Source organism: Bosea sp. BIWAKO-01, from assembly GCF_001748145.1.
Lineage (GTDB): Bacteria > Pseudomonadota > Alphaproteobacteria > Rhizobiales > Beijerinckiaceae > Allobosea.
Map to the genome: position 1 here is coordinate 127813 of NZ_BCQA01000001.1, position 15002 is coordinate 142814.

Below are 15002 nucleotides of genomic sequence, written 5' to 3' on the forward strand. Positions count from 1 at the left end.
CTGCACGCCTGCCCATCCCTGAGCGTTCGAACCAGCCCCTTTGCCGCCCGGCGGACCATCAAGCAGAGCGTGGGCAGAGAGCGAACTCAGCGAAATCCGGGGAAGGTGCGCGGCGGTAAGCAGCCTGGACATGCAAGGCCCGCCATTCCCTAGGAAACGGCGGGCCATGATCGGCAAGGCGGATAGGGAGTTTCCGCCTGGAGGATGATCAGGCCTGTCCGGAACATGCGTGTCCGGTCAGGCTCTGCATCACCAGCGTTCGTAATATCCGGGACGCGGGCCATAACCTGGGCGCGGGCCATAGCCGGGACGCGGACCATAGCCAGGGCGCGGACCATAGCCAGGGCCGTAACCCGGCCGCGGGCCGTAGCCACGCCCGTATCCCGGTCCGTAGCCGCGACCATTGCTATAGCCGCCGCGACCATAGCGCTGCTGGCGGTTGGCTTCCTGCATCATCATCAGCCGGCGCTGCTTGGCGGCGGTCATGCTGTATTCGACGGGCTGCTGGTCGAGGCCGGCGGCCAGGCCGGCCGGCAGAGCTTCAGCACTGGCGGGCGTGGGAGAGGCAACGGCTGCACCTGCGATCGCGATCGCACCCAGCACGCTCGCAAGGAAGGTCTTTCGGTTCATCTCGGATCCAATCTTCAAGGCCGCATCGCGGCAAAACACAACAACTCCGCATTGCGGGAGAATCATAGCAACACGGTTGTAACTGATTTGTTCCTGCGTTGAACGCATGCAGGACGCGTCGCCCTGCCTTGTGCATCGCAGCATAAATGGCCATATAGGGGCTGCCCAAGCACCCTCCCTCACAATCTGAAAGGAGAGATTCGATGCTGGACAGGCACGGTTCCGACTGCGTAGTCGAGACAGAACGCGAGCACCAAGAGGACCACGAGGAGCAGCAGGACGAGACGGATTTCTCGCCCCGCGCCTATCAGGAAGGCTTCTGGAGCTAGCTCGCATGACGACGTCGCTGATCCGGCGACGTGCGGGCGGCCCTGCGGCGCGGCCAGGCTGGATTTGACCCAGCGCGAACACGCTGCCCCGCAAAGGGCCACCCTGATGTTGTTTGCATTGCACAACGCAACGCGCTTCAACTGAAGAAGCGGTCGCCAGCCAGGCGACCACCGTCTGCTCGATTTTGGAGGCATTGGCAGCGGCGCCCCAGCGCTGCGCCAATGTCGGCAGCGCGCGAGCTGGCACCAGCCCGATCCTATCTCTGGGCGATAGAGCGCCGCGACCAGGGCCGTGGCATGGGGCCCCCGCCGTCGGAAGCTGCCTGATCGCAAGGATCCCTGAAAGGATCGTCGGCAGGAACAGAGCTGCGCTGACGATCTCGAGCCGTCCGGCGGCATCGCTACGGCCCACCGGCCCCCGCGATCAGCAGGAGCAGCATGACGGGAAGATTGATCAGGAAGACCGATCCCCACCAGAAGTGGCTCGCGCAGGCCCCCGCCGAGCACCGGGCCGATCGCGGTTCCGCCGACGAATGTCGTGCTCCAGACCGCGATGGCGAAGAACCGTATTTGCGCTATGCGCCGGGCTTTCCCTCGACGAGGTCGGAGAGGAACTCGGCAAATTGCCGACGGACCATGTTCCAGGCGGCGCGGACCGGGTCTCACGGCTGGACCCCGCTCTCCACGCTACCGGGTGGGACAGGCGGGCAGTCGCTGAATCCTCACCGTCTGGTCTTCATCAGACCCGGCTCGCGACAAAGACCCTGAGGTTTGGCCCGGCGTGTTGGCTCAACTCCCCCTCAAAATCCTGGACCTGATCCTGGTTGCGGCAGGCAATGAACAACCCTTTGCCATTGTCGAGCAGATCACACAATTCCCGCGTCACATTTATGCTCTTTGACCGCATATAAAGCTCGGTCGCATCATAATAGATCCATTCACAATCAGCGTTGAATACAAATCTCCCGTTCAGCTTTCTGCCGTATTCTCCCGAACTGACGAGCATGCAATTCTCACGGGCATCCCGTATCGCCTTGGAAAGCTTCTTCATCTTGAAACTATAATGATTGCCCTTACGCTCGCTGAAACTCTGCGTGAAATCAATCAGTTCGCTGCCGGGATAGCGCTTCCGGAATTTGTCCCACGCGATGGCTCCGCCGCGCTTGCCCGCCAGCATCGTCAGGTCGAACGGGCGGCCATCGTCGCTCACAGTCACCGATGTTTCGGTGAAGGCGCAGGTCACGTGACTGGCTCCGCCATGGACAAGCGCGTTTTGCGCAATTTCCATGATGAGAACCCCCAGGCACTCCGGCAGGCCGCCATCGGCGTCGGCATCGGAGGTATAGCGGCATAGCCTCCTGACAATTCGAGGCCCCATGTTGTCGTTGATGTAGTCGGTAATCGCGTCGCGGCCCTGGCTGGGGGGCGAGATGCGTATGGCCTGGCCGATCACCGCATCGGTCAGGCGCTCCACGTCCCAGCTCTCGGTAGGCGGCGGGATTGCGCCCTGGGATTCAAGATCGCCGATCAGAGGAAGGAGGAGATCAGCAGCAGCCGCTGCCGCCGCGCGCTGCCGATCTCGATTGACCCCGTTGCCAGCATCATCGGAGATCCCCTTGATAAGAAACCAGGGCACTCCCAGGTCGGCGACGAAGTCGTAGGCCTCCATCTCACCGCCCATCACCTCCGGATACTGCGCAAGGACACGGTCCCTGGCTTCATCCTGGCTAAAATAGGTTTCGCATGAGGCGAGAATCCCGGCACGCACCCCGGTTACTCCCATCTCCAAAAGCCGTTCTGCCTGATCACTCAGGTCGCCGAGCGGACTTTCGCGGGGAATACGAAGCCTTTCCTCGCCCTGCTCCGTCATTCGCACACGGTTGATCGCCCAGACTTCCCGGGAGATGACGACCTCGCCAGGCGCCACTTTCGCCGGATTTCCCCAGGCAAACCCGACGATCACCACGAGAGCCGGCTTCGGAAGGAATGACCCCGTAACGTGCCGCGCCAGGCGCCCGATCGATTTGTCCCCCTGGGCGCCAGCTTCGCCGGTCAGGTGAAGACAGAAGCGGTTTCCAATCCGGCCAAGCGTCGATCCGTTATGCGGGTGTTCAATTCTTGCGACGGTCCGTTCCTGGAACAGGCGGTCGACTGCCGTCCGCTCGACGGAGTTCGTCGTCAGGACCAGTACATAATTGTTGTCCAGGGCGGCCTTCGCACTCAGGACATTGACCGGATTCGACATTCACCACCGCAGGCGGCAACAGATGCGCGAACTCTACGCATGCGGGAGAGACGCCTCAAGTCGATGTCCGCGTGGTATCACATAGCTGCGGGGACGAGCTGTCGCATTGCCTCGCTTGCGAGCTGCGCACACAGATCCGGTGGAGCGCGCGGCACGAGCACGGCCCTCGTTCAGGCGCGGGCGGGATCGTCCATTCCGGGTCCACCTCGATGGTGCGGCAATCAGTTGGGCTTCGCGGCGCCACCGCTGGGGTTGCTTTGATGCATCGGTTGTCCGCCAGGGCTCGTGTCCCGTCCATAGTCGCGGTTCTGCTGGCTGTCGGCGGCCGAGGGCGGCCTGCCCGGCTCGGGGCGATTGGCGCCTGGCGCATGCTGTGTCGCGCCGCTGCCAGTGCCCTGCTGCGGCGCCATTCCCGACGATCCCGAGCCGGTCCCGGTGCCCTCCTTGTGTTCAGGCCCGGCCATCGAAGGAGATGGTGCGGACTGGGCCCGGGCTTCGGCAGCGCACAGCAAGGCGGTCAGTGCCGTCCCGAAGAGGAACGCTCGCATGGGGTTTGAATTCATCGGTTTCCTCCAGCGCGATTTCGCCTCACACGGAGGACCACAATCAGCTAACGTCAGCGCCGCGAGCAGGGTTCCAGCGGCCCGGAACCTGACATCGAGGCATGCAGAGGGCCGGAGGTTCAGCCAATGCCTGAGAACGCGTCCAAGCAGGATCTCGACGACCAGATTGCGATCGCGCGGCGGAATATCGCCGATCTGATGGAGCAGGCCACCGCGACCTCGGGATCGGGCGCAGAAGAAGCCATCGCGAACCGGATCAACGAACAGCAGGACCGGCTGAACGCGCTGTTGAAGCGGCGCGAGGCGTTGGGGTAGCGCAGCGTTCCAAGGGTTTGCGCTGAACGGCGGTACATAACCACGCCACTCGCAGCGCATCTTCTGCCACAGTCAGGGGCAGGACATCCACGCGACGAGCAGGTGGCGTCACAACGCCCGCCGCTCGCTTCGCGATGCACTTCGAGCAGGCGCCCGATGCCGGCGACGGCGATTGCGGCCTCCCCCGCCGATACGCTTCAGGGTCTGGCTTTGCGGCCAGCAGCTACCATTGCGGCAATGGCTTGTAGCGACGCCCGGCAACGATCTCGCGGACATGGTCGGGGCCGGCCCGTGCCTCGCCGCGAAGCCTGTCGATATCGATCGTCGTGAAAGCACCGTTGGAATAGAGCACCTTGCCCGCAACGATCGTGCTCGTGACCTCGGCCCGGCTGGCATGACGCAGCAGTTCGCTCGAGAGATGCTGCATCGACATCAGATGCGGACCGCTTCCATCCAGCACGACGATGTCAGCGGCCTTGCCGGGCTCAAGCGATCCGGCGATGTCGTCGATTCCGAGCACCGAAGCGGCCTCGATCGTCGCCATGTCGATGATGTCGCCGGCGGCAGCGGCCTCCGAGCGAGGCCGAGACGGCACGGCGCGCTCTCGTCAAGGCGCTCGACCCGCTTCTGCGCGCCTTCTATGCGGACTGGCCGCTGCCGTCCACGGCGGAGGCCTATCGCAGCTTCAACGCGCGGCGCTAGTTTCCGCGATTTCCGGGCAGCCGCTCGCTGACGACGGCGGCGGCCGCGGGGAGACGCGCCGCCTCGCGCAGGACGAGGCCGCCCCCCCTCTACGCAGCGGCGGCGGCAGTGATCTCGCTGTGGCGCGCGATCACCCTGCCCTGCCTGACAACTGTCCGGTTCGGCGAGCGCGAGACGATCGCATCGGCGAGTGTCTCGCCCGTCAGCAGAACCAGGTCGGCCCGCGCGCCTTCATGCAGCCCGTAATCTGCGACGCCCAGAGCCCGGGCTCCACCGAAGGTGCAGCTATCAAGCGCCAACTCGAGATCATCGTCGCGGCGAAAGCCGTTGCGCTGAGCAAGCAGCATCGCGCGTTCCAGCATATCGGCATTGTTGAAGGGGCCCCAGGTGTCGCGGACGCCGTCCGACCCGGAGCAGACGATGACGCCGAGCGAGCTCAGCAGGGCAAGGCTCGGGCACGCCCTCGCAAGAGGCGCCGTCGTCATGATCGCGACCTGCTCGCGCGCCAGCATCTCGCCCAGACGCCCGGCATAGGCGGGGCCGATGTCGCCCAGGCAGAAGGCGTGGCTGATCATCACGCGCCCCTGAAGGCCGAGCGCCCGCGTGCGCTCGAGGATCAGTTCGATACTGAAGGCTCCGAGCTCTCCGGGCTCGTGCAGATGGATGTCGATCGGCTTGGCTGAACGCTCGGCAAGGCCGAATGTCATGTCCAGGCTGCCGCGCGGGTCACGATCGATCTGGCTGGGGTCGAGGCCGCCGACGATATCCGCCCCGAGCCGAAGGGCCTCCTCCATCAGTTCGAGCGTGCCGGGCCGCGAGAGCAGGCCGGCCTGCGGGAAGGCAACCGTCTGCACCTCGATCGTCCCACGGCATGCTTTCCGTGATCTCAGCACGCCTTCCAGCGGCGCCAGGCCGACATCGGTGTCGATCGCGACATGGCCGCGAAGTAGGGTCGACCCCAATTCCGCCGACCGGACAAGCTGGCGCGTCGATTGCTTCTCCGGGTCGATCCTTCGCCGACGCAGTTCATCTTTCTCGGCCTGGATCTTGTCGGCCAGGGCCGGACCGACCTCATTTCGGAACCAGGGCAGCCCGAGCAAGGAGTAGCCGAGATGGGTATGGGCTTCGACGAGTCCGGGGATGACGATCCTGCCGCGCCCCTCCTCCACGGCGCTCCCTTCGGGCGCCGCAAGCCCGTCGCCGGTCGCGGCAACCCTGCCCTCCCGGATCAGGATGTCCTGCGGCGGCGAGAGAGGGAGGCCCCGGCCTCGCCAGAGGCGGACCTGCCTGATGAGCAGCGAACCCGTTGGAGCGACCTGCATCCTCAAGCTCCGTCGACAGCAGGAGCGCCGCTCTTCGCAGCCAGGAAGCGCGCCTCCCACCAGGAGAAGACGATGTCGCGCAGCGCTGCCCCGTCGTCGTCGCCGTGAACAGCGTGGCGCAACAGCTCGAGGCGCGCGATGTCCTCTTCCGTCAGATCGACCTCGATCTGGACCTGCTGCAACGGGACATTGGTGAATTCCGGCTTGTAGGCCGGATCGCGGCTCAGCTCCCGGTCGGCCTTGATTGTCGGATTCCTGAAGTCGCGCGGTGTGCGCTGGCTGGACAGGATCGGCGTGCGCGGAACGCGCGCGCGATCCTCCTCCGTCGATGCGAGAATGATGACCTCGACCGGCTTCAGCGCGAAATTGCTCGTGCGCATGATATCGGCGCCGCAGACATTCGGCACCGCCAGGACATCCATCAGGGCCAGGAGATCGACATAGTCGCCGGCCCGCGAAGCCTGTCGCGTGATGGTTGCCGATCCGTCTTCGGTAATCTCCGTGCACATGAACAGGTTGAAGCTGTCATGCACGTCGTCCGGCGTCAGCCCGTATTCGCGCTGCGCCTCGGCCTGGATGTCGTGGCAATTGGTGTGCCGTGCGAAGCCATACGCGCTCTCATAGAGATAGGCGCTGCAACGCGGGAAGAGCACATCGTTCCGGCCGTAGGTATCTTCAAGAATATAGAGCATCGCCCGCTCGCGCGGCGGCGCGGACCAGAGGAAGGTGCCCTTGCTGGGATTGAAGCCGTGCACCGTGCGCGTGCGCCCGCAATGCATGAATTCCTTGTAATCGTGAAGATTGAAGCAGTTGAAGTCGACGCATTGCTGGCCCTCGATCTGCTGGATACGCAGAATCTGGCCGGCCTTGACCTCAATGGCCTTGCCCGTGCCGGGCTCGAGCCGGAACCTTGCGATCTCCGTCCTCATTGCCGTGCGCTCCCGCCATTGGCCGAGGCCCGCTTCGCGGCCGCCTCGCGCAGGGCGAGCTTCACGAGCGCCTGCACGTCGCGCTCCCCGGTCGCGGCGAGCGCGCGGCCGAGCAACTCGCTCTGCTGCTGATTGAGCTGAAGAACCACGCGACGGGTTGTCATCTGTGCCTGCCGTTTTTGCTTCACCGCCGTGACGCTAGCACAACATTGCATACAGTCATGCTTAAAAATACGGCACAATCCAACATCGCTATTGCATACGATTATAGAACCATATCGTATCCTCTTATTGTCGACAGTGCGATCTCGCACGACAACGAGGGAGGGAATGGATGCGCCGTTTGCTTTCGATGGTGATGGCAGCCGCTTTCGCGGCGGGCGTCGGACATACCGCGATGGGGGGCGCCGAAGCGCAGACCCTGAAATGGGGTTCACCCCGTGAGATCGGCTCGCTCGACCCCTATTCCTATGGAGATACCTACGCCCTGTCGGTGCTGAACCATGTCTATGAGGGGCTGGTTCGCTACAGTGGCAAGCAGCAGATCGAGCCTGCGCTCGCCACTGCCTGGACGGTCGTCTCACCGACGATCTGGCGCTTCACCTTGCGCCAGGGCGTCACCTTCCACGACGGCGCCCCCTTCGGTGCGGATGACGTCATCGCGTCGCTGGAGCGGATCACCCATCCGACCTCGCCCATGCGGGGCGAGCTGCACGGCTACAAGAGCGCGCGAAAGCTCGACGCTTCCGTCATCGAGATCGAGCTCGACAGCCCCAATCCGCTGCTCCTGAACGACCTGACCAATGTCCACATCTTCAACAAGGCCTGGCTGGTCGCGAATAACAGCCTTCTGCCCACCGATGCCGGCAAGGGCGTCGAAGGTTTCGCCACAAACAACACGAACGGCACCGGCCCGTTCAAGGTCGTCTCACGGCGACGGGACACCCAGACGGTCTTCGTCAGGAACGCTGCCTGGTGGGACAAGCCCGTCCATAATCTGGAGCGCATCGAGTTCGTGCCGATTACATCGGCGGCGACCCGCGTCGCGGCCATGCTGTCGGGCGAGATCGATTTCACAAATTCCGCTCCGCTCCAGGACCTGAGCCGTCTCTCGGCCTCGCCGGATATCAAGGTCCTCCAGGCGAACGAGGTGCGCTCGACATTCTTCGGATTCAATTGGCGGCAGCGGCTCGTGGAAAGCGATGTCCAGGACAAGAATCCGCTGCGCGACATCCGCGTGCGGGAAGCCATGTATCGCGGCATCGACGCTGCCGCGATCCAATCGCGCGCCATGCGTGGCCTGTCTCGCACCACCGGTGCCCTTGTCGCGCCATCGATACCAGGCTTCACGCCCGAACTCGACCAGCGCCTGCCCTTCGACGCCGCCGAAGCGCGCCGGCTCCTGACCGAGGCCGGATATCCGAACGGCTTCTCCTTCCTGATGAACTGCGCCAGCGACGCACTCATCAACGAGGAGGAATTCTGCCAGGCCGTCGCCTCGATGTGGTCGCGCATCGGCCTGCGGCCCAATCTCAGCATTGCGCCGCGCAGCCAGCAGACGCCGAAGCGTGTTCGCGGCGAGTTCGACGTCGTCGCCTTCGGCTGGGCCAATGAGCCCACCCTGGATTCGTCCTCGCTGCTGACGCAGGTGATCCACAAGAAGGATGCAGCGGCTGGCGTCTTCAACTGGGGCGAATGGGGCGATGACAGGATCGACACCCTGAACGCCCAGGCCGCTGTCGAGAACGATGCTACCAAGCGCACCGCCATGCTGACCGCGGCGATGAAAATCGCCAAGGACCAGCACATGTTCCTGCCTATGCATCAGCAGCCCATGGCCTGGGCCGCCCGGTCGCGCATCGTGTCCCTGGTGCAGAACTCGGACAACAAGCCGCGGATGTGGCTTACCGTCGTGAAGTAAGGGCCGGGGCCAGAGCCCGGCGATTTATCCGCCCGCACGCTGCGTCCACCATGATGCGCCGCGATCCCCGATCGCGGCGCATCTCTTGCTCTGGGCCGACGCCGATCCGGATAAAGCGCCCGTGCCGCTCTCATCGTTCGGCGCGCGCCGCTTCGGATCGCGCCCGGAACCTGAACCTGCCCCCAGGGCGGCTGAGATTTCGGCCTGCTCCGCCTGAGGATACCGCCCATGCGACATCTGCAGGGCGCGCGCCGCCATTTTGGGTCAGTCTAGCCGCGTTGCCAGCCGGTCGGCTCGCACGTTACTCACGGTGCCTCCTGATGAATAAGCACACGCCCTCAGCGGAGCTTTCGACGATGCCATTCGAGGTCGGCCAGCCCGTCCCGCGCAACGAGGACCCCGTGCTCGTGCGTGGCGAGGGGCGCTATACCGATGATGTCTCGCTGGAGGGGCAACTCTACGCCGCCTTCGTCCGCAGCCCGCATGCGCATGGCGTAATCCGCGGCCTCGATGTCTCGCAGGCCGAGGCGATGAAGGGCGTCGTCGCGATCTATCGGGGCGAGGACCTCGCGGGCCAGGGCTACGGATTGCTGAAATGCATCGTCGAGCTGCCGAACCGTGACGGCAGCCCGATCAGGAAGCCGGCCCGCAATGCCCTGGCGACCGACAAGGTCCGCTTTGTCGGTGACCCCGTCGCGATGGTCGTGGCCCGCACGGCCGTCCAGGCGCGCGATGCGGCCGAGGCCGTGCTGCTCGACATCGAGATCCTGCCCGCCGTCACGGCCGGCGAAGACGCCGTCGCCCCAGGCGCTCCGCAGCTCTATGACGACGTTCCCGGCAACGTCGTCCTCGACTATCATTTCGGCGATGCCGGCAAGGTTGCGGCGGCATTTGCCAGCGCAGCCCATGTCACGAAACTGCGCATCGTCAACAGCCGCATCGTGGTGAACCCGATCGAGCCACGCGCTGCGGTCGGAACTTTTGACCGCAAGACCAAGCGCTACACGCTGCATGCGCCGAGCCAGGGCGCGTTCGGGATGCGCAACAACCTGGCCGCGGCAATGGGCGTGCCGGCGGAGCGGATGCGGCTGATCACCGGCCATGTCGGCGGCTCCTTCGGGATGAAGTCCTCGGTCTTCCCCGAATATGTCGTGCTGCTGCATGCGGCCCGGCTCCTGAAGAAGCCGGTCAAATGGACCGACCAGCGCTCCGAGAGCTTCGTCTCCGACTATCATGGCCGCGACATGGTGTTCGAGGCAGAGCTGGCGCTCGATGCGCGCGGCCGGTTCCTGGCGACGCGCTTCAGCGGCATCGGCAATATGGGCGGTTATCTCTCGCCGGTCGGGCCGATGATGGCGACGACGAATATCGGCAAGAACAGCATCGGCATGTACCGCACTCCGCTCGTCGAGGTGCAGACCAAATGCGTCGTCACCAACACGGCGCCGATCGGCGCCTATCGCGGCGCGGGACGGCCCGAAGGCAATTACTTCATGGAGCGGCTGATCGACGCCGCTGCCGTGGAAATGGGCATCGACAAGACCGCCCTAAGGCGGCGCAACCTCGTCGCTCCGCAGCAACTGCCCTGGGCGACGCCGGTCGGGACGCTCTATGATAGCGGCGATTTCCCGGCCCTGTTCGCAGAGGCGCTCAAGGCGGCCGACTGGGGCGGCTATAAAGCGCGGCTGCGCCAGAGCCGGAAGGCCGGCAAGCTCCGCGGCCGCGGCATCGGCTGCTACCTCGAAGTCACCGCGCCTCCGACGAATGAAATGGCCGGTCTGCATTTCGAGGCGGATGGCAGCGTGACCATCGTCACCGGCACGCTCGATTACGGACAGGGCCACTGGACACCCTTTGCCCAGGTGCTGACGAGCAAGCTCGGCGTGCCCTTCGACAAGATCCGCCTCGTGCAGGGCGACAGCGACCGGCTGATCGCGGGTGGTGGCACCGGCGGCTCCAAGTCGATCATGGCGAGCGGATCGGCGATCATGGAAGCGGGCGACCGCGTCATCGAGAAGGGCAAGCTCCTGGCCGCCCATTTCCTGGAAGCCGGCGTCGCCGATCTCGAATTCGGCCGCGGCCGGTTCACGATCGCCGGGACCGACCGCTCGATCGGCATCATGGAGCTCGCGGAACGGGTGCGGACGGCCCCTCACCTGCCCAAGGAGCTGCCCCAGAGCCTGGATGTCGACCATGTCTTCAAGGCGGCGCCATCGGCCTATCCCAATGGCTGTCATGTCGCCGAGGTCGAGATCGATCCTGAGACCGGAGAGGTCGCGGTGGTCAGCTATGTCATGGTCAACGACTTTGGCACGATCGTGAACCCGTTGATCGTCGCAGGGCAGCTGCATGGCGGCGTCGCGCAGGGCATCGGCCAGGCGCTCTACGAGATGACGGCCTATGATGATTCCGGCCAGCTCATGACGGGCTCCTATATGGACTACGCGATGCCGCGCGCAGCCGACCTGCCCTTCTTCTCATTCGCCAGCCAGGGCAGCCCGACCGCGACCAATCCCGTCGGTGCGAAGGGCTGCGGCGAGGCCGGCTGCGCCGGCTCGCTGCCCTCGGTGATGAACGCGATCGTCGATGCGCTCGCGCCCTATGGCGTGCGGCATGTCGACATGCCGGCGACCCCGCAGGCGATCTGGCGGCTGATTCACAAGGGAACGTGAGAGATCATTTCGCCGGGGCTTCCGCCTCCCCGAGTTCGCGCCAGAGATCGCGGTTCGCGCCGGCTATCGCGTCCTGCACCAGGACTATCGGGACGGTGGCTTCCAGTGGAAGGTCACCCAGCACGGGCCGATCATTAGCGCGTCGATCGAGTTCTGAGGCTCCACGGACCGCGCCGGACGCGCTATCGCAGGCGGGCCTGGCAGATATCATTCGAGGCAGAAGCGGTCCGGAAGATATCGACGAACTGGCTGTGGAACTGGCGTGGGGCGACGACGAGGCTTCGGCAATGAAGCGGGTCGCCCTCGCCATCGATTTCGGTTGCGATGCAGCCGGCTTCGCGGGCGATGATCACGCCCGCGGCGAGGTCCCAGAGATCGAGCTTGGCTCCCGAGGTCCAGAACCCGTCAAAGCGCCCTTCCGCGACATAGGCGATCTCGAGGGCAGCGGAGCCCGGGCTCCTGATCCCTGAAACCTGCGGCATGATCGCCGCCATTTCGCGGGCGGCTTTCTCCGTGTCGCCTTTGCCATGATAGGGAAAGCAGGTGCCGACGACGGCATGGGCGAGCGAGTTGCGCTTCGAGCCCGTGAGGCGCTGCTCGCCGAGAAAGGCGCCCTCTCCTTTCGCGGCCCAGAACATGTCGTGGCTGAGCGGATGATAGGTGACACCCGCCGTCACCTCGTCGCCCTCCATCAGGGCGAGCGACACCGAAAACTGCGGGATGCCGTGCAGGAAGTTATTGGTGCCGTCGAGGGGATCGATGATGATCCTGCGACCGTCGCCGGCGCCTGCGGATTCGCCGCTCTCTTCACCGAGCACCGCGATATCGGGCAGCTTCGCCTTGAGATGCGCGATGATCAGCTGCTCGGATTCGATATCCGCGGCCGAGACGAAATCCGACGGCCCCTTTTCCAGGATCGGCAGGGCGGCAAGGCTGGCAAAATTCCTGGCCAGCGAAGCGCCGCCGATCCGCGCCGCCTCCTTCATGCACGAGACGATATGGCTCCTGGAACGGGTGCGGTCATGCATGGCGAGATCTCGGCTGGGGATTGTGAGTGCTGCACCCGGCGCGGCTGCGTGAGCCTGGCCGAACGCAGATCTGGAATGCGACACCGCCTGCCCTGTCAGGCGGCCGGCATGGTTCGGTCAGAGGGCGCAATCCTGTGCAGGGCGGCTGCGTGCAAGGCGGGATTTGCCGCGGCCAGGCAATGCCCGCCTGAGCGGATCGTCAGCGGCGCGCCGTCCCAATCCGTCATGACGCCACCGGCATGGGTGATCACGGCGACATGCGCGAGATAGTCATGCGGATTCTCGAAGCGGTCGATGGCGATGTCGATCGCGCCGGAGGCCAGCCGTCCGTAGGAATAGCAACTGCCGCCATAGACGCACCAATGGACGGAGGATCGCAGGGTCTTGAAGGTCGGCAGGCTCTGCGCGTCATAGAGCTCGATATTGCTCGTCGACATCACCGCCTCCGACAGAACATGCCGCCCCGAGGTCGTGACCCGCACGCCGTTCAGCGTCGTCGGAAAGCCCTCCGCGCCGATCCAGCGCTCCCGGGTCATCGGGTGGTCGATGACACCGAGGATCGGGACGCCGCGATGGGTCAGCGCGATGAGCGTGCCGAAGACCGGGATGCCGGCGACGAAGGCCTTGGTCCCGTCGATCGGATCGATGACCCAGACAAAATCCTCGTCCATGCCCTGCGAGCCGAACTCCTCGCCGAGGATGCCATGGCCGGGATAGGCCGCTTCGATGCGGCGGCGGATCTCGGTCTCGGCACGCCGGTCGATCTCGGTGACAGGGCTGTCGTCGCCCTTGGAGATGAAGGCGTTGTTGTGCCTTGCCCCCTCGCGGATGATCTCGCCGCTCGCCTCGACCAGCTCCTGGGCGAAGGCGATGAAATTCCTGATATCGCTAGTCGGCATGTCTGACCTGTCCGGGGATCGCCGCGCTGTTCTTGAGCGGGCGCTGGTGCTTGCTGAGGCTGTATTCAGCGAATTTGAAGCAACGGGTGATGACGAGCGTGATCGAGAGATAGATCAGCGCAGCCATGATGAAGATCTCATAGGGCGAGAACGTATCGGCCACGATGGTATTGGCCACGCCCGTCAGCTCCATCAGCGTGATCGTGCTGGCGAGCGACGTGCCCTTCAGCATGCCGATGGCCTGGTTGCTATAGGCCGGCAGCATCAGGCGCAGCGCAATCGGCAGCACGATCAGCCGCTGGACCTGGAAGACCGACATGCCGCAGGCGCGCGCCGCCTCGATCTCGCCGGCCGGCACGGCCTGGATCGCCCCGCGCAGGATATTCGCGGTGTAGGCGGCGGAATGCAGCGCGCAGGCCAGCAGCGCGCAAATGAAGGGCTTGCGCAGATACGGCCAGAGAAAGCTCTCGCGCACGAACTCGAACTGCGCGAGCCCGTAATAGACGATGAAGATCTGGACGAGCAGCGGCGTGCCGCGAAAGAAATAGACGAAGCAGTAGATCGGCGCCCGCACGCCCCTGCTGCCATTCGCGTAGAGAATGCCGAGCGGCAGGGCGAGCACGAATCCGATGATCTCGGTCAGCAGAAGGAGCTGCAGGGTGACGACCGCCCCATCGAGCAGGCGCGGGATGCTCTCGATCATGAGCGAGATGTCCATGATCAGACCCTCCGCACGCCGCGGTTCGCGCGGGTCTCGAGCCATTCGATGGCGAGGGAATTGATGATGGTCAGCGTGAGATAGATGACCGCCGCGAGCAGGTAGAAATGGAACGGGCTGCGCGTCACCGAGGTGGCGAGATAGCTGACGCGCATCAGCTCCTCGAGGCCGACAACCGAGATCAGCGAGGTGTTCTTGATCAGCGAGATCCAGATATTGCCGAGGCTCGGCAGGGCATAGCGCCACATCAGCGGCATGCGGATATGGATGAACAGCGTCAGCGGCGACATGCCGAAGGCCTTCGCCGCCTCGATCTGCCCCGGCGGGATAGCCAGAAAGGCGCCCCGGAAGATCTCGGCCGCATAGGCGCCGAAGACGAGGCTGAGCGCGAACACGCCGGCTGCCATGGCCGGGATCTCGACATAGACCTCCGGTCCCGCGATCCAGCGCAGCATCGCCGAGAGCGCAACCGTGCTGCCGAAATAGACCAGCAGGATGATGAGCAGTTCGGGCGTCCCGCGGACGCAGGTCGTGTAGAAATCTCCCGCCGCACGCAGGAACCGCGACGAGGAGAGCTTGGCCAGCGCAACCGCAAGGCCGATCGCCAGGCCCGCCACCAGCGACAGGAACGCGACCTGGAGCGTGACCATCGTGCCCCAGAAGAGCTGCGTTCCCCAGCCCTGGAATAGGTCTGCCGTCATGGATCGGTCCTGTCGGGACGAAGGTCGC

At 64.7% G+C, this 15002-nt stretch carries 15 protein-coding genes; 4 read left to right on the forward strand and 11 right to left on the reverse strand.

Features of this window, described 5'->3' with window-relative positions:
- Nucleotides 1–249: 249 nt before the first annotated feature.
- A complete protein-coding gene (locus tag BIWAKO_RS35815) occupies nucleotides 250–630 on the reverse strand; it encodes a hypothetical protein (RefSeq protein WP_176733231.1) in 381 nt (126 codons plus the stop codon).
- 203 nt (nucleotides 631–833) lie between these two features.
- Between BIWAKO_RS35815 and BIWAKO_RS37060 the strand changes: the two genes are divergently transcribed.
- Nucleotides 834–959, forward strand: coding sequence for a hypothetical protein (locus BIWAKO_RS37060; protein WP_274533570.1), 126 nt, complete (start codon nucleotides 834–836; stop codon nucleotides 957–959).
- Between the two features lie 739 nt (nucleotides 960–1698).
- Here the strand turns inward: BIWAKO_RS37060 and BIWAKO_RS00610 are convergent.
- Nucleotides 1699–3204 carry a phosphorylase family protein gene (locus BIWAKO_RS00610; protein ID WP_069876882.1) on the reverse strand — a complete coding sequence of 502 codons (1506 nt, stop codon included), beginning with the start codon at nucleotides 3202–3204 and terminating at the stop codon, nucleotides 1699–1701.
- Nucleotides 3205–3425: 221 nt separating this feature from the next.
- A complete protein-coding gene (locus BIWAKO_RS35150) occupies nucleotides 3426–3767 on the reverse strand; it encodes a hypothetical protein (protein ID WP_141739921.1) in 342 nt (113 codons plus the stop codon).
- 126 nt (nucleotides 3768–3893) lie between these two features.
- On the opposite strand from BIWAKO_RS35150, the gene BIWAKO_RS00620 reads away from it, so the two are divergent.
- The gene (locus tag BIWAKO_RS00620) at nucleotides 3894–4082 is read left to right on the forward strand and encodes a hypothetical protein (RefSeq protein ID WP_069876886.1); all 189 of its coding nucleotides are present in this window, start codon (nucleotides 3894–3896) and stop codon (nucleotides 4080–4082) included.
- A gap of 223 nt (nucleotides 4083–4305) precedes the next feature.
- Here the strand turns inward: BIWAKO_RS00620 and BIWAKO_RS00625 are convergent, their stop codons facing one another.
- The 4 genes from BIWAKO_RS00625 to BIWAKO_RS35820 all read right to left on the reverse strand — a co-directional run bounded on the left by BIWAKO_RS00625 (nucleotide 4306) and on the right by BIWAKO_RS35820 (nucleotide 7199).
- Nucleotides 4306–4677 carry an amidohydrolase family protein gene (locus BIWAKO_RS00625; RefSeq protein ID WP_141739922.1) on the reverse strand — a complete coding sequence of 124 codons (372 nt, stop codon included), beginning with the start codon at nucleotides 4675–4677 and terminating at the stop codon, nucleotides 4306–4308.
- Between the two features lie 196 nt (nucleotides 4678–4873).
- Nucleotides 4874–6106, reverse strand: a complete 1233-nt coding sequence (locus tag BIWAKO_RS00630; RefSeq protein ID WP_084651089.1) for an amidohydrolase family protein — start codon at nucleotides 6104–6106, stop codon at nucleotides 4874–4876.
- Between the two features lie 2 nt (nucleotides 6107–6108).
- Nucleotides 6109–7035, reverse strand: coding sequence for a DUF1989 domain-containing protein (locus tag BIWAKO_RS00635; RefSeq protein WP_069876890.1), 927 nt, complete (start codon nucleotides 7033–7035; stop codon nucleotides 6109–6111).
- Complete coding sequence (locus tag BIWAKO_RS35820) at nucleotides 7032–7199, reverse strand: hypothetical protein (protein ID WP_176733232.1); 168 nt, start codon at nucleotides 7197–7199, stop codon at nucleotides 7032–7034. The genes BIWAKO_RS00635 and BIWAKO_RS35820 overlap by 4 nt, the downstream gene beginning before the upstream one ends.
- Nucleotides 7200–7387: 188 nt before the next feature.
- On the opposite strand from BIWAKO_RS35820, the gene BIWAKO_RS00640 reads away from it, so the two are divergent.
- Nucleotides 7388–8956, forward strand: coding sequence for an ABC transporter substrate-binding protein (locus tag BIWAKO_RS00640; protein ID WP_465247422.1), 1569 nt, complete (start codon nucleotides 7388–7390; stop codon nucleotides 8954–8956).
- A gap of 320 nt (nucleotides 8957–9276) precedes the next feature.
- A complete protein-coding gene (locus BIWAKO_RS00645) occupies nucleotides 9277–11628 on the forward strand; it encodes a xanthine dehydrogenase family protein molybdopterin-binding subunit (protein WP_069876893.1) in 2352 nt (783 codons plus the stop codon).
- A gap of 182 nt (nucleotides 11629–11810) precedes the next feature.
- Here the strand turns inward: BIWAKO_RS00645 and BIWAKO_RS00650 are convergent, their stop codons facing one another.
- The 4 genes from BIWAKO_RS00650 to BIWAKO_RS00665 all read right to left on the reverse strand — a co-directional run bounded on the left by BIWAKO_RS00650 (nucleotide 11811) and on the right by BIWAKO_RS00665 (nucleotide 14974).
- The gene (locus BIWAKO_RS00650; RefSeq protein WP_069876895.1) at nucleotides 11811–12656 is read right to left on the reverse strand and encodes an inositol monophosphatase family protein; all 846 of its coding nucleotides are present in this window, start codon (nucleotides 12654–12656) and stop codon (nucleotides 11811–11813) included.
- 95 nt (nucleotides 12657–12751) lie between these two features.
- A complete protein-coding gene (locus BIWAKO_RS00655; RefSeq protein ID WP_069876897.1) occupies nucleotides 12752–13555 on the reverse strand; it encodes an inositol monophosphatase family protein in 804 nt (267 codons plus the stop codon).
- Nucleotides 13545–14273, reverse strand: coding sequence for an ABC transporter permease (locus BIWAKO_RS00660; protein WP_069882042.1), 729 nt, complete (start codon nucleotides 14271–14273; stop codon nucleotides 13545–13547). Before BIWAKO_RS00660 ends, BIWAKO_RS00655 begins: the two co-directional genes overlap by 11 nt.
- 2 nt (nucleotides 14274–14275) lie before the next feature.
- Nucleotides 14276–14974 (reverse strand): ABC transporter permease, encoded by a 699-nt coding sequence (locus BIWAKO_RS00665; protein ID WP_069876899.1) that lies wholly within the window; start codon nucleotides 14972–14974, stop codon nucleotides 14276–14278.
- Between the last annotated feature and the right edge of the window lie 28 nt (nucleotides 14975–15002).